The organism is Pseudomonas sp. D1-1 (assembly GCF_051132225.1).
Classification (GTDB): domain Bacteria; phylum Pseudomonadota; class Gammaproteobacteria; order Pseudomonadales; family Pseudomonadaceae; genus Aquipseudomonas.
The window spans coordinates 4,610,342-4,625,716 of the sequence record NZ_CP071676.1 but is presented as its reverse complement, the minus strand read 5'-3'; the positions used below and the strand labels follow the sequence as shown (position 1 = coordinate 4,625,716).

Below are 15,375 nucleotides of genomic sequence, written 5' to 3'. Positions count from 1 at the left end.
GAGAACTTCTCATCAGCCCATTTTGTAGCTTCAGTTTGTAAGCTTTTGCCTAGTGTTACGTAAGCGTTCGGTTCCACGACGATGGGACAGATTGCTAATAAAGCGTTTCATAAACATGCAACTAACTGTTTTTAAAAGATTTTCATAAGTGTGAATGGCTCGTGACAGTGCCGGCGGAGCGCCGCCGAGGCATTGCACTCGTTTGGGAAAACACTAATATCAATCCTGTGTCGACGGACAGACACACCCGTCAAGGACGATGGGACAGGAAGGACATCGCAGGACGCGATTCATCAGGACGATGAAAAGGATTAAAGGGATTATGGAAAAAATGTGGGCGGGTCAAACCGCCCCTTTTTTTTGCCCGCGATTTTGTTCCAGGCAGCAAAAAGGCCCGCAAGGGGCCTTTTCAGCGAACGCTGGGTAATCAGCGTTCCAGGTCTGCGATCTTGCCAGGCTTGCCATCCCATTCTTCGGCGTCGGGCAGGGCGTCTTTCTTCTCGGTGATGTTCGGCCAGATATCCGCCAGTTCGGCGTTCAGCTCGATGAAGTTTTCCATACCGGCCGGCACTTCGTCTTCCGAGAAAATGGCGTTCGCCGGGCATTCCGGTTCACACAGGGCGCAGTCGATGCACTCGTCCGGATGAATGACCAGGAAGTTCGGGCCTTCGTAAAAGCAGTCCACCGGACAGACTTCTACGCAGTCGGTGTACTTGCACTTGATGCAGTTGTCGGTGACGACGAAGGTCATTTCTAATTCTCTCCTCAGGCGGCTGCGGCGAAGCCCCATCACGGTAGGGGTCGCGAGGTTCGGGAGCGATTGTCTGCAAACCCAGGCTAATAGGCCACAGCATCCCAAACCGCGCGAGATTCTAACAGCTTGAAAGCCTGTGCGTTAGACCCGTGTCTTCAATGTATAGAGTAAATCCAGCGCCCGGCGCGGGGTCATGTCGTCGAGGTCGAGCTTGGCCAGTTCGTCGAGCACCGGATGCGGCAGGCTGGCGAACAGGTCGCTTTGCTGCGGCGCGGCCGGTTTGCCTTTGGTCGGGCGCGGTACCTCGTGCGGCAAGCTGGTGGTCTCCAGGCGACTGAGGTGCTCGCGAGCGCGGGTGATGACGTCGCTCGGCACACCGGCCAGTTGTGCCACCGCCAGGCCGTAGCTCTGGCTGGCCGGGCCGGGCAGTACGTGGTGAAGGAACACGATGCGTTCGTTGTGCTCGGTGGCGTTGAGGTGGACGTTGGCCACCAGCGGCTGGCTCTCCGGCAACACCGTCAATTCGAAATAGTGCGTGGCGAACAGCGTATAAGCGCGCAACTGGGCCAGACGTTCAGCGGCCGCCCAGGCCAGGGACAGGCCGTCGAAGGTGCTGGTGCCGCGACCGACTTCGTCCATCAGCACCAGGCTGCGCTCGGTGGCATTGTGCAGGATGTTCGCGGTTTCGCTCATTTCCACCATGAAGGTCGAACGCCCACCGGCCAGGTCATCGCTGGAGCCGATCCGGGTGAAGATCCGGTCCACCAGGGACAGTTCGCAACTGGCCGCCGGGACGAAGCTGCCGATGTGAGCCAGCAGCACAATCAGCGCGGTCTGGCGCATGTAGGTGGATTTACCGCCCATGTTCGGACCGGTGATCACCAGCATGCGAGTATTGTCGTCCAGGCTCAGGTCGTTGGCCACGAACGGCGTGGTCAATACCTGCTCGACCACCGGGTGACGACCCTGGCTGATGCGCATGCACGGCTCGCTGACGAAGCGTGGGCAATTGAGGTCCAGGTTCAGCGCGCGTTCGGCCAGGTTACTCAACACGTCCAGTTCCGCCAGGGCGGCGGCGGTGTCCTGCAACGGTGGGAGCTGGCTGATCAGGTCTTCGAGCAGCGCTTCGTAGAGCATCTTTTCCCGGGCGAGGGCACGACTCTTGGCTGACAGGGCCTTGTCTTCGAAAGCCTTGAGTTCCGGCGTGATGAAACGCTCGGCGCCCTTGAGGGTCTGGCGGCGAATGTAATCGGCCGGGGCTTGCTCGGCCTGCTTGCTCGGCAGCTCGATGAAGTAGCCATGGATGCGGTTGTAGCCGACCTTGAGGTTGGCAAGGCCGGTACGGGCCTTTTCCCGGGCTTCGAGGTCGATCAGGAATTGGCCGGCGTTTTCGCTCAGCGATTGCAGCTCGTCGAGTTCGGCGTCGTAACCGGTTTTCAGCACGCCGCCGTCCCGAATTACCGCTGGCGGATTGTCGATAATGGCTTTTTCCAGCAGCGCGGCCAGTTCCGGGTAGGTGCTGGTGGTGCACGCCAGCTGCTGCAGGTGAGGTGCTTCAAGGTCGGTCATCGCCAGCTGAAGTTCGGGCAGCGCGCCGAGGGCGTCGCGCAGGCGCGCCAGGTCGCGAGGACGGGCGTTGCGCAGGCCGATCCGCGCGAGGATCCGCTCGATATCGCCGATTTCCTTGAGCTGCGGTTGCAGCTGCTCGAAACGATACCGGTCCAGCAGGCAAGTAATGGAAGACTGGCGTGCTTGCAGTACCGTCAGGTCCCGCAGCGGTCGGTTCAGCCAGCGGGTCAGCAGGCGGCTGCCCATGGCGGTCTGGCAGCGATCGACTACCGATTGCAGGGTGTTATCGCGGCCACCGGCCAGGTTGGTGTCCAGTTCCAGGTTGCGTCGGCTCGCGCCGTCCAGCACGACCGTGTCATCCAGGCGTTCGTGACGCAGGCTGCGCAGATGGGGCAGGGCGGTGCGCTGGGTTTCCTTGGCGTAGGCCAGCAGGCAGCCGGCGGCGCCGATGGCCAGGGTCAGGTTCTCGCAGCCGAAGCCCTTGAGGTCCTGGGTGGAAAACTGCTGGCAGAGGCTTTTCAACGCCGAGTCGCGCTCGAAATCCCACGGCGCCCGGCGACGTACGCCACGGCGTTTTTCCGCTGGCAGGTCTTTGGGCCAGTCATCCGGGATCAACAACTCCACCGGATTGACCCGCTCCAGTTCCGCCAGCAGGTTTTCCCAGCCCTTGATTTCCAATACCGAGAAGTTGCCGCTGGTGATGTCCAGCACGGCCAGGCCGAACAGGCGCTCGTCGCCGAGGACGGCGGCGATCAGGTTGTCCCGACGTTCATCCAGCAATGCCTCGTCACTGACTGTGCCCGGGGTGATGATCCGCACGACCTGGCGCTCCACCGGGCCCTTGCTGGTGGCCGGATCGCCGACTTGTTCGCAAATCACCACGGACTCGCCCAGCTTGACCAGTTTCGCCAGGTAGCCTTCCGCCGCGTGGTAAGGAATCCCACACATCGGAATCGCCATGCCCGCCGATTGCCCACGCGCCGTCAGGGTGATGTCCAACAGCTTGGCGGCCTTCTTCGCGTCCTCGTAGAAGATCTCGTAGAAGTCGCCCATGCGATAGAACATCAGCTGATCGGGGTGCTGGTTCTTCAGGCGCCAGTATTGCTGCATCATCGGCGTGTGGGAGGACAGGTCGTTCACGGCTGTATTCATGGGTGTCAGGCAAAGCTCGTTGAAAGGTGTGGGGCAAAAGGAGGGGCATCGGCCCGGCTTTTCCGCGATGGGCGCAAGGTTAACATGGGCGGTCTGGTGCGACCCAGGGATGAGTGGCTTCGATTGTTGTCCCAGAATGTGGCGGAAAACCCTCTGGCCAGGTAAATCTGGCAACAAAAAGCCCGACATGTAGTCGGGCTTCTCTTGAATTTTGATATCAGCCTCGTTTCGCCTCGGCCTGCATCATCACCAGGTTTTGCTGCTTGGTAGCCTCTGTCAAAACCTCGCTATAAACACGTTTTTTTTGGTCCGATTTAGCATTACGAATAAAATCGGCAAAGGTGCTTTTGGTTCCTTTGGACAAGCCCAGCTTGATCGAAATCATAGGTGCCCTCCTGATGGTGGCTCGAGCATGGCCTCTAGGTCGGCCCGCGTGTGTTGCTCAGGGATATGGTAGTCAATTTTATCGACACCAGCTTTGTAAAGTCGTCCCGAATTGTCGATATGTTTGAGTAACAGGTCCACATGGACATCGCCGCGATACTCTAGCTTAAGCGCGTTCACTACGTCACGTGCGGCGAAATATTGCTTGATGAAATGTTCTTTGCGGATCCTCCTGCCTTCGGCCGCCTCGCGAGCATTAACGAATCCCCAGGCGAGTACAGGCGACTGATATACATAAAGAATTTGTACGAATCGGCCTTTTCTCAAGGAGCGATCTACGTTTCGTCTTGCTACGTCTATGTTGGAAAACGTTCCATCAAGGATGAAGGACTGCCTTTGATCCAATGCGAAATCCAACATTTTATCGACCAGAATCGAAACTCCTCCCTGAAAAAGCCAGGAGTTTGCTCCAGCGTAAGCTGGAAACTCGCTTCGTAGCTCATCTGCGTCTATGCGTAGGATCGCTGAATCTGCGAACAGATTCACCAACGCTATTGATGCCTCGGTTTTACCGGCGCCCGGAGAGCCTGCCATAAAAACTGACACGGGCGCTTCCTCTGGCGGATAAAGAGCCTTATCTGTCAGTCGCTTCGCGATTGCTTTTTTATTGGACCGAGCGAAGCGCAATGCGTCTTCATGGACGGCTTGGTCTGCTGAGGCCAGTAGCCGGCTGCGTGTATCGGCATTCTCCGTCATTAATCCGATCCCTTTTCGATGGTCTGACTGTTTGTATCGAACTCCCCAGGCCTCTTTGTGCTTATTGCTGCCCATTTATAGTTGATAACGACGTGGCGGGGGAGCTTGCTCCCGCTTTGGGGGCGCAGCGGCCGCTAGAAACGGGGTAACCGCGTAACCCGGCGGGAGCAAGCCGCCTCGCCATAGGGGGTTGTCCTTCTTGAATGAACAGCCTGGCGACATGCAGGCTTTTTTTGTTCTCGTCGAATCGGCCTGTTTTATCTGGGATCCACCACATCCAATGCCCGATTCGCCAGCAACTGGCTCAGCTCGATCATCTGGAGGATCCCTAGGGCGATATGTCGTCGCGAGCCTTCCAGGTCAAACGCGAGATCGCTGACCATGGCGTTGGCCGAGGCCAGGGTTTCGCTGAGGTTGGCGAGCAGGCATTCGGTGTCGATGTTGGGAGCAATAAGGTAGAGGGTATCGGATCTTTCCTCGTCGGCTTTCGGCTTGAGGTTATCTTCGAGGGGATTTGGTATCTGTTTGGACATGGTCTTGGATCCTTGAGTTGGAGCCACTACCAATCCGCTACTAAACGAGATGGGCGGCAGCTGTACGCAGGTTAGTAGACCGGGGATCCAAGAAACCGGCGCGCCCGAGGGCGCCCTGCGCACAGCTACCATTGAGCGCAGGTAAAAATACCTGGCTGAGCGGAGCGATGTACGTCTTGGAATGCCGGGCTACTAAACCCGATCACTGATGGGCAGTGACAAGATCAAAAGTACCGGTGGGGCCCAAGGCGCACAAGCCGGCGGATTCTGGCGTAGTTGTAGGCAGAGACGCAAGGCAACGTAGTCTCGCGATGCGCATTTGAAGGACGGGGTGGGAGGTTTTTCCTAGAACTGTGTAGGGCAAATCCCGTGGCGAGGGAGCTTGCTCCCGCTGGGCTGCGCAGCAGCCCCTTTTGTGAGCGCTGCGCACTCAAGCGGGAGCAAGCTCCCTCGCCACAAAAGCATCTGGCGGAGCTTAAGCACAGTGTTTGCGTATTTATGCAAAACAGCATTTGTCTTCCGCGAAAAGAACAAGCATTATGCGCGTTATGCAAAAACGCAACGTTTCTACCGTATTAAGAGCATTGCTCGATCAGCACGGGATCTCCCCCACGGAGCTTCACCGGCGTACCGGCGTGCCTCAGTCCACCCTCTCGCGGATCCTCAGCGGCAAGATCGTCGACCCTTCGGATAAACACATCTCGAAGATCGCCGAATATTTCGCCGTGAGCACCGACCAGTTGCGTGGGCGGGTCGACGTTGCGCCTGCCGGCAACAGCCGCCGCGAAGAGCCACATTCCGAACTCAAGGACATAAGCCTGTGGGACGATGACACGCCCGTCGAGGAAGACGAGGTGTCCGTTCCTTTTCTGCGTGAGGTTGAATTGGCTGCTGGATCAGGAAGATTCGTCATCGAGGAAAGCGAGCGCTCAAGCCTGCGTTTCGGCAAGCGCAGCCTGCGCCATAACGGCGTGCAGTTCGACCAGGCCAAGTGCGTGACGGTGCGTGGCAACAGCATGTTGCCGGTGCTGCGCGACGGCGCCACGGTCGGGGTGAACGCGGGCAAATGCGGGATCGGCGACATCGTCGACGGTGACCTCTACGCCATCAATCACAACGGCCAACTGCGGGTGAAGCAGCTATATCGCCTGCCCACCGGCATTCGCCTGCGCAGCTTCAACCGCGATGAGCATCCGGACGAGGACTACACCTTCCAGGAAATGCAGGACGAGCAGATCGTCATCCTCGGTCACGTCTTCTGGTGGGGCATGTACGCCCGTTAATCCTTCCGCTGTCAGATAAAACCCGCCGCCGTGCGGGTTTTTTTTCGCCTCCTGGAAACCTTCAAACCCAGTACCTACGCGGCCTCCATGCATTTGCGCATTCCTTGTGCATGAATAAATGCATTTACGCATTGACTGTATATGCATCCATGCATATTCTGTGTCCAAGCCGCTCGACAAAGCGGCTGGCAACAAAGCTCTTTAGTTCCACCAACAGGCAGCGATGAACCGGCCTTAACGGTTCAGAGGGTTGGCAACTGACCCGGGTGTGCAGCGTAAAGCACCAGAAGCAGTTATCCGGCGGGCAGGGACCGCGGTCGGAGGAACAATTTGAATGGATCCGTACCGCGCCAGTCGCGCCGAAAGATCAAGCGCATTACTGAAAAGCCTGGGCGACCGGGCTTTTTGGAATGCCTGTGCCGCGAGGTACTTCAAACCGCCGCCGTGGGAGGGCTTTAAATGCTGAAGGATTTCAGATGCGGTCACTGCAAAAGACTTCTGGCCCGCATGGGCGAGAACACCGAACTCCAGATCAAGTGTCCCCGTTGCGGGACATTGAATCATGTGAAGGCCGTTGAGCCTCGAGTGAACGCCGGCGAGCAATGTATCAACCGTGCAATCAATCACTAACTCAACAGGTGGATCATGAATCGTTTCAAGAAATACGCTACCCCGCTGATGCTCTGCGGCGTCCTGTTCGGTGTCGGAGGCAACGCTGTTGCTGCCAACCTTCTGGTCAACGGTAGCTTCGAACAGCCAGGCTGCAGCGCAAGTTGCATATTGAATACTCCAGCGCAAGCCAACTTCATTACGGGTTGGACGACGTTCCTGTCTGGAGCCGAGTATTTCAACCTGCCCGCTTCGATTGGCGGTTCCCTGGCGGCGGATGGCGTCGTAATTGTCGACTTGGCTAACTATATCTATAGCAACGGCGGCGGCATTCAGCAGAACTTTGCAACCTCCGTTGGCGCCAAGTACCGCTTGACCTTCAGCGCAGGTAATTCGCGTTACGCAAGTCGTTCCGGTGAAGGTGTTATCCAAATAAAAGTGGCGGGCCAAAGTGTCACTTTCAACACCCCTTCAGCAAAAGGTAGAGCTGTTGAGTGGAGCACCATTACGTATGACTTCATCGCGACCTCGCCTCAGACAACCCTGGCTTTTTCCAATGAGCAGAATCCGTATGCCAACTATGCCTTTATCGACAACGTAATCGTTGAGCGACTGTAGAACGTTATCTGGCTGTCCAGGCCTGACCCCCGTTCTTTCATCCATCTCCCCAGGAAACGAGACATGACAAACGAGCAACAAGCGTTGCTGGACATGCCGATCTGGCTGGTCATCGTGCTCGCCCTGGTGGGCGGGGTGACTGGCGAGATGTGGCGTGCCGACAAGGAGGGCGCCCGTGGCTGGTCACTGCTGCGGCGCCTGGCCCTGCGCTCCGGCGCCTGCATGATCTGTGGCGTCTCGGCGATCATGCTGTTGTACGCCATGGGCCTGTCGATCTGGGCCGCCGGTGCCTTCGGTTGCCTGACCGCGATGGCCGGGGCTGACGTGGCCATCGGGCTTTACGAGCGTTGGGCCGCCAAGCGGATTGGCATCAGTGAGCTACCGCCGCGTGATTCCCGTTCCGACCCACATTGATTCCCACTGCTGATCTTCGTGCCGCCATAAAAAACAGGAGGCCTTGATGCCTGCCGTCCTCGAAAAACCTTCGCAGCTGTTGACCGCCATTGCCGAAACGTTGCGAACTGCCATGCCTGGCTTGAACGTCGGGAGCCTCCAGGATTTCAACGACATTGGCGACCCGCCCTGGGTGTTGCTCGCCATCGAGCGTGATGCGGTGGGCCAGCGTTCCAGCGAAGGGCGAATCGCCCATGCCCTGACGGTTTCCCTGCAAGTCGTGTCGTCTGGAACGGCGTCGACAGCGTGCGACCTGGGCTGCGAACTGAAGCAGCGTGTCGTCGACAACCGCTGGAATCTGCCGGGTGATCAATGCGACCCGCCCACGTACATCGATGGCGTCGCGTCGGCCTTTGGGAGCGAAACCCGCGCGTACGCCGCCTGGACCCTTTCATTCACACAGACGCTGTACCTCGGCCCGACATTACTGGAGGACCCGCTGGGTATTCCGAAATTCGCCCGTACCTGGGAAGTCTCGGACATCGACGACCCGGACCAATACACCGCACTCGAGGGCTGAGCCATGTTTGATGCGCTGTTACAGATGCATCTGGCGCCGATCATCGAGCGTCTGGCGCAGATGGAAACCGAGTTTGAGGACCTGCATCGGCGTGCAGAGAGTTTTTGCCGCATCGGCGTTTGCCAGGAAGTCGATGCGGCCAGCAACACTTGCAAGGTCAGTCACGGCGGGCTGGTGACGCCGGCGATCCGCTTTTTCAACCCGAGCGCCGGCGCCCAGAGCGAGTCGCGGATTCCGTCCGTGGGCGAGCAATGCCTGCTGTTCAACCATGGCGGCGGCGACAGCGGCGGACAGACGGTGGCGTTGTTCGGCCTTAACGGCGGCCAGTTTCCACCCGTCTCGACCCACGCCTCGCTGACGCGTCGCCTCTATCAGGACGGCACGGAAAACGGCTACGACCACGCCAGTCATGTCCTGCATTGGGAAAACGGCCCGGCGACGTTCAGCGGTTCCCGTGAATCGCTCCAGTTGAGCATTGGCCCGGCGCGATTGGCGATGACACCCCAGGCCATCGAGTTGCAGCTGGGCGCCGGCGGTTTGCGTATCGACGCGACAGGCGTGCATTTCAGCGGCCCGCTGGTGGATCACCAGGGACGCGTAATCAGTACCGCATAAAGGATTTCCCATGATTGGAATCGATCGCAACACCGGCGCGACGGTCGACGACTGGCTGCAATTCGTGCAGCGCGCCACCCGGGCGTTGACCACCCCGTTGGGTACCCGTCAGAAGCGCCCCCTGTACGGCAGCGCCTTGACCGAGCTGCTCGGGCAAAACCTCGGTGACGACCTGCTGCTACTCGCCCAAAGCCACGCAGCGCAGGCGTTCTACAACCCGCACAACGGCATCGACGATTTCGAGCCGCAAGTCATCGTCGCCAATCGACAGGGGGCTGGTTTGCTGTTGCGCTTCGCCGGCACCTGGAAAAACCGCAAACAGACCTTCGAGGTGGTGACATGAGCATGCTGATTCCCGGCCAGAACCAACTGGCCGAACCGGCTATCGTTACCGTCGAAGCGTTCGAGGACCTGCTCGCCGAGTTCAAGACCTTCGTGGTTGAGTACGTTGCCGCGCGCTCTCCCGCAAGCGCCGCGAGGCTGGTCGACAGTCTCGAAAACGAAAGTGAGTTGCTGACCCTTGCCCTTGAGGCATTCTGCGTCCGGCTGCAAACCCACGAACGCAAATACAACGCCCGCATCAAGCAGATGCTGGCGTGGTGGGCCACGGGCAGCAATCTCGATGCTCGCCTCGCGGACATGGGGCTTGAACGTCAATTGCTCGACCCGGGCGACCCCGCGGCATTCCCGCCCATCGCTCCGGTCTACGAGAGCGACGAGGACGCCCGGTTGCGCTATTACCTGGCGCCCCACGCCCCGGCAGCCGGTTCCCGCATGCAGTATCGGCGGGAGATTTTCACCCTGGGGCAACGTCCCGTCGTGAAAGTTGAAAGCGCCTCGGCGGGGCTGGTGACAGTCAGCTACACCTTCGACCCGGATAGCCATGCAGCCCAGATCAAGGACGGCAACGGACGCCGTACGGCACCCGGCGAAGTCACGGTCACGGTGCTGTCCCGAGCGGGCGACGGCACGCCGTCCGAGGCGCTGCTCGCCGGCGTGCGCGAGCATTTCGCCCGGCCCGATGTGCGACCGGAAACGGACCGGGTCATCGTCCAGCCCGCGCAGATCAAGAACTACAGAATCCGCGTCGTGGCAAAGATCAACCCCGGTCCGGATTCAGGCCTGACCCAGGCTGCCGCACAGCAGCAGTTGCGCGAATACGCCGAGGCCTGTCATCGCCTGGAAGGCCGCGTGGATCCGAGCTGGATCGACTACACGCTGCACAGCGCCGGCGCGGTCCAGCTTGAAATTCTCGAACCGCTGGAGCCGATTGTCACGACGGCTTTCCAGGCCCCGTATTGCACGGGCGTCGAGGTTGAGGTGGATACGTTATGAGTGACGACACACATCGCCCAAGCCTGCTGCCGGTCAACAGCTCACCGCTGGAGAAGGCACTTGATCTCGGCTTCGCCCGGTTGCTCGAACGCATCGATCCACCGTTTCCCGAGCTGATGAATCCGCGCGGAACGCCTTTGACGTTCCTGCCGTATCTGGCGGCGGATCGTGGAGTCAGTGAATGGGACGCGGCAGCCAATGATCTGGAAAAGCGCTTGACCGTTTCGTTGTCCTGGCAGATCCAGCGTCAGGCCGGCACGCGTCAGGCGCTGAATCATGCCGTCGAATCTATGGGGTTCACACCCAAGGTCACCGCTTGGTATGAGCAACAACCGCTTGCTCAGCCCTACACCTTTGATGTGCAAGCGGTCATCGGTCGCAGTTGGTCCAGTGGCGATCACAATCGCTTGATACGGCGAATCAATGCCGCCAAGAGCGAGCGTGACCAGGCCACCATCACGCTTGTACATCAAACGAACGGCAGCCTGGCGCTGGCATCAGTCGCAGACGGAGCCTTGAGCGAAGGGGAACTGTTCCTGGACGGAGCGCTGCCATCAATTGACCTTGATGCGTGCCTTATCAGTACCGGTTTTTTTCAACCCTACACCATTAACGATTACGACCTCAGGGCGCAGCCATGACAGAAGACATTACGCGCTTGGTTCGCTTCACTTCCGCCGGCTTGGCCGAAGTGTTGCAGGCAAAGAACCAAGGCTTGAAAGGTGAGATCACTCACATCGGTGCCGGCACCGCTCGCTACGATCCCAGCGGATCGGAAACGGCGCTTCGCAATGAGCGGCAGCGTGTGCCAATCGTGGATTACGAGGACCTTGATCCAGGGCAGCTGAGAATGGCCGCTTTGTTTGAGGGGGCGGATGAATATGAGATTGGCGAGTTCGGTTTCTATCTTTCTACCGGCACGTTGCTAGCGGTGTATTCGGTGGCTGGAAAGTTGCTGACCTACAAAGCGGCGGCCGCGCGAGTATTGCAAAAGTTCACGCTGGATATTTCACCATTGCCGGCGCAAAGCGTCACGGTGGTGGTCGGGTCCGACAACCTGAACATTCTATTGAGTGAAGAAATCGCCACGTTGGCTACCGCCAATATCGACAATATGGCGCGGCACGTTGGCCTGATGTTTCGAGTGATGGCGCTCGAAGCTAAATAATCAAATAGTACAAGGAACCTGAATGTGAGCCTGGAAACCACTATCGCGTCGCTGGTATCAGCGGCCAATAACTTGACCACGGCGGTCAATGGAAAGATCGGCAGTATCAACAGTACCATGGCCACCGCACTGGAGCAGTTTAATGAATGGAGGAGTCTCAAGGACGTTGAAGGCGATCCAGCAGCGCTGGGGACGATTCGTCGTAATCTGCTGCAAGGTTTTGTCTCAGGTACCGGAGGTGTACAGGGGGTGGGCGCGCAAGGTGATTTTGTGCTAACCGACTTGGGTACCAGCGCAAACGTCTATATACATTTCAAAGTTCCGCTGAACATCAATGTGAACTCGGAAATGTTCTGGTTCAACATAAAAGGTTACAGTTACGGCACTGCGAAAATCATCGAAGAAACGCTGGTCGGCTATTGCTATCAACCCACTCGTACCCTGCAGAATGTTGCCACGTTTGGCAACATGACACCTGCTTGTTACGTTGATACGAACGGTAATGTTGTGATGCGTATTCTGATTCCGAGTATTTATTACACCACTATACGTATCGACACCATGCGTGTAGGAAACGGCCGTTTGTTTAAACTCGGTGATTTGAAAACAAAACTATCGCTGGCTGAAACAGTGGTTTTTAGTTAAGGAGTTGATATGTCTGATTTCCCTGAAGATAACAACGCAGAATTTGCGCTCGCTGTGCCTTCGCCTGACATCGAATGGGCTGCAGTTCGTACCCGTCGCGATCAGCTTCTGCGAGCGACTGACTTTACCCAACTACCGGATTACCCGGCCACTGCTGTCCAGTTAGCCCAGGTCACCGCCTACCGTAAGGCGTTGCGGGATATTCCTGAAACGGTGGAACATCCTGACCAATTAGTGTGGCCTGAGCCGCCAACATTTGTGAAGTAACCCTCACCGCGAAAGCGGTTTTCTTTTGCCCGTACAGAGCCCCTTTAGATGGGGCTTTTGCGTTTTTGCGTCTGGAGAAACTCGCAAATGTCTATCCGCCAAACCTACACCGTGCTCCTCCCATTTCCTACCGGTGGCGGCCACTGGTCGAGCGTCGGCCAGCAGCTCGACTTGCTCGACGTCGAGGCCAGTGCCTTGCGTAGCGCCGGTCGCCTGGAACTGAAAAAAACCGAAGCCGTCGAGTCGGCTTCCACATCGACCCCGGCCAAAAAGGCCGCCACCAAAAAGGCTGAATAACCATGGCTGAGGTTTTGAACTTCGAGCACAACGGCATCACCGTCAATGCCACTGAATCTCCCGAGGCCATGGGTGGCCTGGGGGACAACGTCATCGGGCTGGTCGGCACCGCGCCGAATGCCAACGCGCTGATTCCGAAAAACACCCCGTTTCGCATCAACAGCTTCACCACCCAGGCCCAGTTGGACCCCACCGGTGCCGAGGCGGGGACGTTGTTCCACGCGGTCTACCAGATCCTCAAAGTGGTCAAGGTACCGGTGTATGTGGTTATCGTCGAAGAGGGCGCGACCCTGGCCGACACGCAGAACAATGTGATTGGCGGCATCGAGGCGCAGACCGGACGCAAGTTGGGTCTGGCGGCGTTGAGTGGCGTCGCTGAGGACCTGACCATCATCGGCGCGCCTGGCTTCACCGGCACCAAGGCGGTGGCGAGCGAGTTCGCCTCGTTCGGCAAGCGCATCAAGGCCCGTGTGGTGCTCGACGGCAAAGACGCCTCGGTCGCCGATCAAGTGGCCTACAGCCAGGAGCTGGGCGGCGCCGACCTCGGTTTCGACCGTTGCCTGGTGGTGCACAACATGCCGGCTGTGTACTCCAAGGCGGCGAAGAAAAACGTCTTCCTCGCGCCGTCAAGCCTGGCGATTGCCGCGCTCGCCAAGGTCAAGCAATGGGAGAGCCCGGGTAATCAGGTGACCTACGCCGAAGACGTTTCCCGCACCGTGGAATACAACATCCTCGACACCTCCACCGAAGGCGATCTGCTCAACCGCTACGGCGTCAGCTACTACGCCCGCACCATCCTCGGCGGCTTCTCGCTGCTGGGCAACCGCTCCATCACCGGCAAGTTCATCAGCTACGTCGGCCTGGAAGATGCCATCAGCCGCAAGCTGGTGAAAGCCGGCCAGAAAGCCATGGCGAAGAACCTGACCAAGTCGTTCATGGACCAGGAGGTCAAACGCATCAACGACTGGCTGCAAACCCTGGTCGCCGACGAAACCATTCCCGGCGGCAGCGTGTACCTGCACCCGGAATTGAACAGCGTCGAGAAGTACAAGAACGGCACCTGGTACGTGGTCATCGACTATGGCCGCTACGCGCCGAACGAACACATGATTTATCAACTCAACGCCCGCGATGAAATCATCGAGCAGTTCCTGGAGGATGTTCTCTAATGTTTACCAACCGCGTAAGACAGGCCATTGCGGCCACCCTGCAGGGCCTGCCGTTGTCGGCGACCGTGGAAGAATTCACGCCGCCAAAAATCGAATTCGAAATGGAAGAAATGCGCGGCGGGCGTTTCATCGGCGAGGAGATGGCCAAGAGCGGCAAGGCGCTGACGGCCAAACTGGTGCTGCAAGGTGTCGGTCCGGAAATCATGCTGGCGCTGGGCGTAAGCGTCGGTGACGACATCCTGCTGAACGTGCGCGAGGCCGGTCAGGATCAGGACGGCAACACATGGTTCACCTACCACACGGTGGGCGGCAAGCTGAAATCCCTCGACGAAGCCGCCCTGAAGATGAACGACAAACCCACCACCACTCTCGAGCTGGCCTGCCGCACCTATAACCGCCTGGAAAACGGCATCCCAGTGATCGACATTGACGTGCGCACCCAGAAGTTCGTGCTCAACGGCGTCGACATTCTTGGCGATGCGCGTCGCGCGGTGTTGCTGCCTTAAGCCAACGCCAATCCCTGTGGGAGCGAGCCTGCTCGCCAAGGCAGAACATCAGCCGTCATCCATGCTGAATGTCCCAGCGCCTTCGCGAGCAGGCTCGCTCCCACAGCGGATCCCCGATTTTTGAAGGAATCGATTTCATGTCCTGGATGCCTCCTACCCATGAGCTGCTGTCACCGATCACCGCTGACGACGGTTCGCAGATCGAGCAGTTGCAACTCAAACCGTTGTACTACGCCGCGCAAAAAGACGCCCTGGCCCGTGCCGGCGATGATGAAGACGACCAGTTCTTCGAGCTGGCCAAACTGGCGACCGGCCTGTCGGCCAAGGAGCTGGACCAGCTCAAGCGCCCGGACTACGTGAGCATTGCGCAATACGTGCATGAAATGTCCACGCGCCCGGCATCCCACTTTCTGGATCAGACCGAGGGAGCCCCAGGTGATCCCGACCAGGTGCAATTGCTGCAACCGATCGATGTGGCGGGCCGCAGCCTGACCTCGCTGACCCTGGAAATGCCGGTGCTGCGGGCCACCAAGGCGATGAAAAAACTGAAGACGGCCAAGGAACGCGCCGAGTTCATCACGGCCCATTGCACCGGGCTGATGCTGCCGAACCTGGCCTCGCTGAGCGTGCCTGACTGGACGCAACTTCAGGTACGCATCGACGATTTTTTAAACAAACCGGCGGACTTCTTTCGGAGCGCGACATCGAGGTGATCCTCGATGTGGTGCCGCTCATTTACCCG

The 15,375-nt window shown here is 58.6% G+C and carries 21 protein-coding genes; 16 read left to right on the top strand and 5 right to left on the bottom strand.

The genetic code is table 11. The features are described 5' to 3' along the window. Positions 1–427: 427 nt before the first annotated feature. The 5 genes from fdxA to J3P86_RS20745 form a co-directional block, all read right to left on the bottom strand. Positions 428–751, bottom strand: a complete 324-nt coding sequence (gene fdxA / locus J3P86_RS20765; RefSeq protein WP_003184854.1) for a ferredoxin FdxA — start codon at positions 749–751, stop codon at positions 428–430. A 144-nt stretch (positions 752–895) separates the two neighbouring features. Further along, complete coding sequence (gene mutS / locus J3P86_RS20760; protein WP_434628719.1) at positions 896–3,463, bottom strand: DNA mismatch repair protein MutS; 2,568 nt, start codon at positions 3,461–3,463, stop codon at positions 896–898. Positions 3,464–3,692: 229 nt separating this feature from the next. Continuing rightward, a complete protein-coding gene (locus J3P86_RS20755; protein ID WP_305499122.1) occupies positions 3,693–3,860 on the bottom strand; it encodes a hypothetical protein in 168 nt (55 codons plus the stop codon). Continuing rightward, positions 3,857–4,615 (bottom strand): zeta toxin family protein, encoded by a 759-nt coding sequence (locus tag J3P86_RS20750; RefSeq protein WP_434628722.1) that lies wholly within the window; start codon positions 4,613–4,615, stop codon positions 3,857–3,859. Before J3P86_RS20750 ends, J3P86_RS20755 begins: the two co-directional genes overlap by 4 nt. A 257-nt stretch (positions 4,616–4,872) precedes the next feature. Beyond that, positions 4,873–5,148 (bottom strand): DUF6124 family protein, encoded by a 276-nt coding sequence (locus J3P86_RS20745; protein WP_434698758.1) that lies wholly within the window; start codon positions 5,146–5,148, stop codon positions 4,873–4,875. A gap of 548 nt (positions 5,149–5,696) precedes the next feature. On the opposite strand from J3P86_RS20745, the gene J3P86_RS20740 reads away from it, so the two are divergent. The 16 genes from J3P86_RS20740 to J3P86_RS20665 all read left to right on the top strand — a co-directional run bounded on the left by J3P86_RS20740 (position 5,697) and on the right by J3P86_RS20665 (position 15,346). Continuing rightward, the gene (locus J3P86_RS20740; protein WP_305501185.1) at positions 5,697–6,431 is read left to right on the top strand and encodes a LexA family transcriptional regulator; all 735 of its coding nucleotides are present in this window, start codon (positions 5,697–5,699) and stop codon (positions 6,429–6,431) included. A gap of 459 nt (positions 6,432–6,890) precedes the next feature. Further along, entirely contained in the window at positions 6,891–7,061 is a 171-nt protein-coding gene (locus tag J3P86_RS20735; RefSeq protein ID WP_434572148.1) for a Com family DNA-binding transcriptional regulator, read from the top strand. A 15-nt stretch (positions 7,062–7,076) separates the two neighbouring features. Further along, entirely contained in the window at positions 7,077–7,658 is a 582-nt protein-coding gene (locus J3P86_RS20730) for a DUF642 domain-containing protein (RefSeq protein WP_434628726.1), read from the top strand. A 63-nt stretch (positions 7,659–7,721) separates the two neighbouring features. After that, positions 7,722–8,072, top strand: a complete 351-nt coding sequence (locus J3P86_RS20725) for a phage holin family protein (RefSeq protein ID WP_434628728.1) — start codon at positions 7,722–7,724, stop codon at positions 8,070–8,072. A 46-nt stretch (positions 8,073–8,118) separates the two neighbouring features. Further along, positions 8,119–8,631 (top strand): hypothetical protein, encoded by a 513-nt coding sequence (locus J3P86_RS20720; RefSeq protein ID WP_434698757.1) that lies wholly within the window; start codon positions 8,119–8,121, stop codon positions 8,629–8,631. Between the two features lie 3 nt (positions 8,632–8,634). Continuing rightward, positions 8,635–9,246 (top strand): phage baseplate assembly protein V, encoded by a 612-nt coding sequence (locus J3P86_RS20715; protein WP_434698756.1) that lies wholly within the window; start codon positions 8,635–8,637, stop codon positions 9,244–9,246. Between the two features lie 10 nt (positions 9,247–9,256). Beyond that, complete coding sequence (locus J3P86_RS20710; RefSeq protein ID WP_434628734.1) at positions 9,257–9,589, top strand: phage baseplate protein; 333 nt, start codon at positions 9,257–9,259, stop codon at positions 9,587–9,589. Next, positions 9,586–10,581, top strand: a complete 996-nt coding sequence (locus tag J3P86_RS20705; protein ID WP_434656073.1) for a baseplate J/gp47 family protein — start codon at positions 9,586–9,588, stop codon at positions 10,579–10,581. Before J3P86_RS20710 ends, J3P86_RS20705 begins: the two co-directional genes overlap by 4 nt. Next, positions 10,578–11,222, top strand: coding sequence for a phage tail protein I (locus tag J3P86_RS20700; RefSeq protein ID WP_434698755.1), 645 nt, complete (start codon positions 10,578–10,580; stop codon positions 11,220–11,222). Before J3P86_RS20705 ends, J3P86_RS20700 begins: the two co-directional genes overlap by 4 nt. Next, positions 11,219–11,749: a hypothetical protein gene (locus J3P86_RS20695; protein ID WP_434698754.1), complete on the top strand. Its 531-nt coding sequence runs from the start codon at positions 11,219–11,221 to the stop codon at positions 11,747–11,749. The genes J3P86_RS20700 and J3P86_RS20695 overlap by 4 nt, the downstream gene beginning before the upstream one ends. A 24-nt stretch (positions 11,750–11,773) precedes the next feature. After that, positions 11,774–12,394 carry a hypothetical protein gene (locus J3P86_RS20690; RefSeq protein WP_434628742.1) on the top strand — a complete coding sequence of 207 codons (621 nt, stop codon included), beginning with the start codon at positions 11,774–11,776 and terminating at the stop codon, positions 12,392–12,394. Between the two features lie 9 nt (positions 12,395–12,403). After that, a complete protein-coding gene (locus J3P86_RS20685) occupies positions 12,404–12,661 on the top strand; it encodes a tail fiber assembly protein (RefSeq protein WP_434628744.1) in 258 nt (85 codons plus the stop codon). Positions 12,662–12,748: 87 nt separating this feature from the next. Further along, positions 12,749–12,958, top strand: a complete 210-nt coding sequence (locus J3P86_RS20680) for a hypothetical protein (protein ID WP_434628746.1) — start codon at positions 12,749–12,751, stop codon at positions 12,956–12,958. A 2-nt stretch (positions 12,959–12,960) separates the two neighbouring features. Further along, positions 12,961–14,127, top strand: coding sequence for a phage tail protein (locus J3P86_RS20675; protein WP_434628748.1), 1,167 nt, complete (start codon positions 12,961–12,963; stop codon positions 14,125–14,127). After that, positions 14,127–14,633 carry a phage major tail tube protein gene (locus J3P86_RS20670; RefSeq protein ID WP_186635096.1) on the top strand — a complete coding sequence of 169 codons (507 nt, stop codon included), beginning with the start codon at positions 14,127–14,129 and terminating at the stop codon, positions 14,631–14,633. The genes J3P86_RS20675 and J3P86_RS20670 overlap by 1 nt, the downstream gene beginning before the upstream one ends. A 137-nt stretch (positions 14,634–14,770) precedes the next feature. After that, entirely contained in the window at positions 14,771–15,346 is a 576-nt protein-coding gene (locus J3P86_RS20665; protein WP_434698753.1) for a phage tail assembly protein, read from the top strand. Positions 15,347–15,375 lie beyond the last annotated feature (29 nt).

What these genes read in the sequence shown, in the direction of transcription:
- fdxA (WP_003184854.1), bottom strand. Translation starts at nt 751, where the DNA reads ATGACCTTCGTCGTCACCGACAACTGCATCAAGTGCAAGTACACCGAC.
- J3P86_RS20755 (WP_305499122.1), bottom strand. Translation starts at nt 3,860, where the DNA reads ATGATTTCGATCAAGCTGGGCTTGTCCAAAGGAACCAAAAGCACCTTT.
- J3P86_RS20750 (WP_434628722.1), bottom strand. Translation starts at nt 4,615, where the DNA reads ATGACGGAGAATGCCGATACACGCAGCCGGCTACTGGCCTCAGCAGAC.
- J3P86_RS20745 (WP_434698758.1), bottom strand. Translation starts at nt 5,148, where the DNA reads ATGTCCAAACAGATACCAAATCCCCTCGAAGATAACCTCAAGCCGAAA.
- J3P86_RS20740 (WP_305501185.1), top strand. Translation starts at nt 5,697, where the DNA reads ATGCAAAAACGCAACGTTTCTACCGTATTAAGAGCATTGCTCGATCAG.
- J3P86_RS20735 (WP_434572148.1), top strand. Translation starts at nt 6,891, where the DNA reads ATGCTGAAGGATTTCAGATGCGGTCACTGCAAAAGACTTCTGGCCCGC.
- J3P86_RS20730 (WP_434628726.1), top strand. Translation starts at nt 7,077, where the DNA reads ATGAATCGTTTCAAGAAATACGCTACCCCGCTGATGCTCTGCGGCGTC.
- J3P86_RS20725 (WP_434628728.1), top strand. Translation starts at nt 7,722, where the DNA reads ATGACAAACGAGCAACAAGCGTTGCTGGACATGCCGATCTGGCTGGTC.
- J3P86_RS20720 (WP_434698757.1), top strand. Translation starts at nt 8,119, where the DNA reads ATGCCTGCCGTCCTCGAAAAACCTTCGCAGCTGTTGACCGCCATTGCC.
- J3P86_RS20715 (WP_434698756.1), top strand. Translation starts at nt 8,635, where the DNA reads ATGTTTGATGCGCTGTTACAGATGCATCTGGCGCCGATCATCGAGCGT.
- J3P86_RS20710 (WP_434628734.1), top strand. Translation starts at nt 9,257, where the DNA reads ATGATTGGAATCGATCGCAACACCGGCGCGACGGTCGACGACTGGCTG.
- J3P86_RS20705 (WP_434656073.1), top strand. Translation starts at nt 9,586, where the DNA reads ATGAGCATGCTGATTCCCGGCCAGAACCAACTGGCCGAACCGGCTATC.
- J3P86_RS20700 (WP_434698755.1), top strand. Translation starts at nt 10,578, where the DNA reads ATGAGTGACGACACACATCGCCCAAGCCTGCTGCCGGTCAACAGCTCA.
- J3P86_RS20695 (WP_434698754.1), top strand. Translation starts at nt 11,219, where the DNA reads ATGACAGAAGACATTACGCGCTTGGTTCGCTTCACTTCCGCCGGCTTG.
- J3P86_RS20685 (WP_434628744.1), top strand. Translation starts at nt 12,404, where the DNA reads ATGTCTGATTTCCCTGAAGATAACAACGCAGAATTTGCGCTCGCTGTG.
- J3P86_RS20680 (WP_434628746.1), top strand. Translation starts at nt 12,749, where the DNA reads ATGTCTATCCGCCAAACCTACACCGTGCTCCTCCCATTTCCTACCGGT.
- J3P86_RS20675 (WP_434628748.1), top strand. Translation starts at nt 12,961, where the DNA reads ATGGCTGAGGTTTTGAACTTCGAGCACAACGGCATCACCGTCAATGCC.
- J3P86_RS20670 (WP_186635096.1), top strand. Translation starts at nt 14,127, where the DNA reads ATGTTTACCAACCGCGTAAGACAGGCCATTGCGGCCACCCTGCAGGGC.
- J3P86_RS20665 (WP_434698753.1), top strand. Translation starts at nt 14,771, where the DNA reads ATGTCCTGGATGCCTCCTACCCATGAGCTGCTGTCACCGATCACCGCT.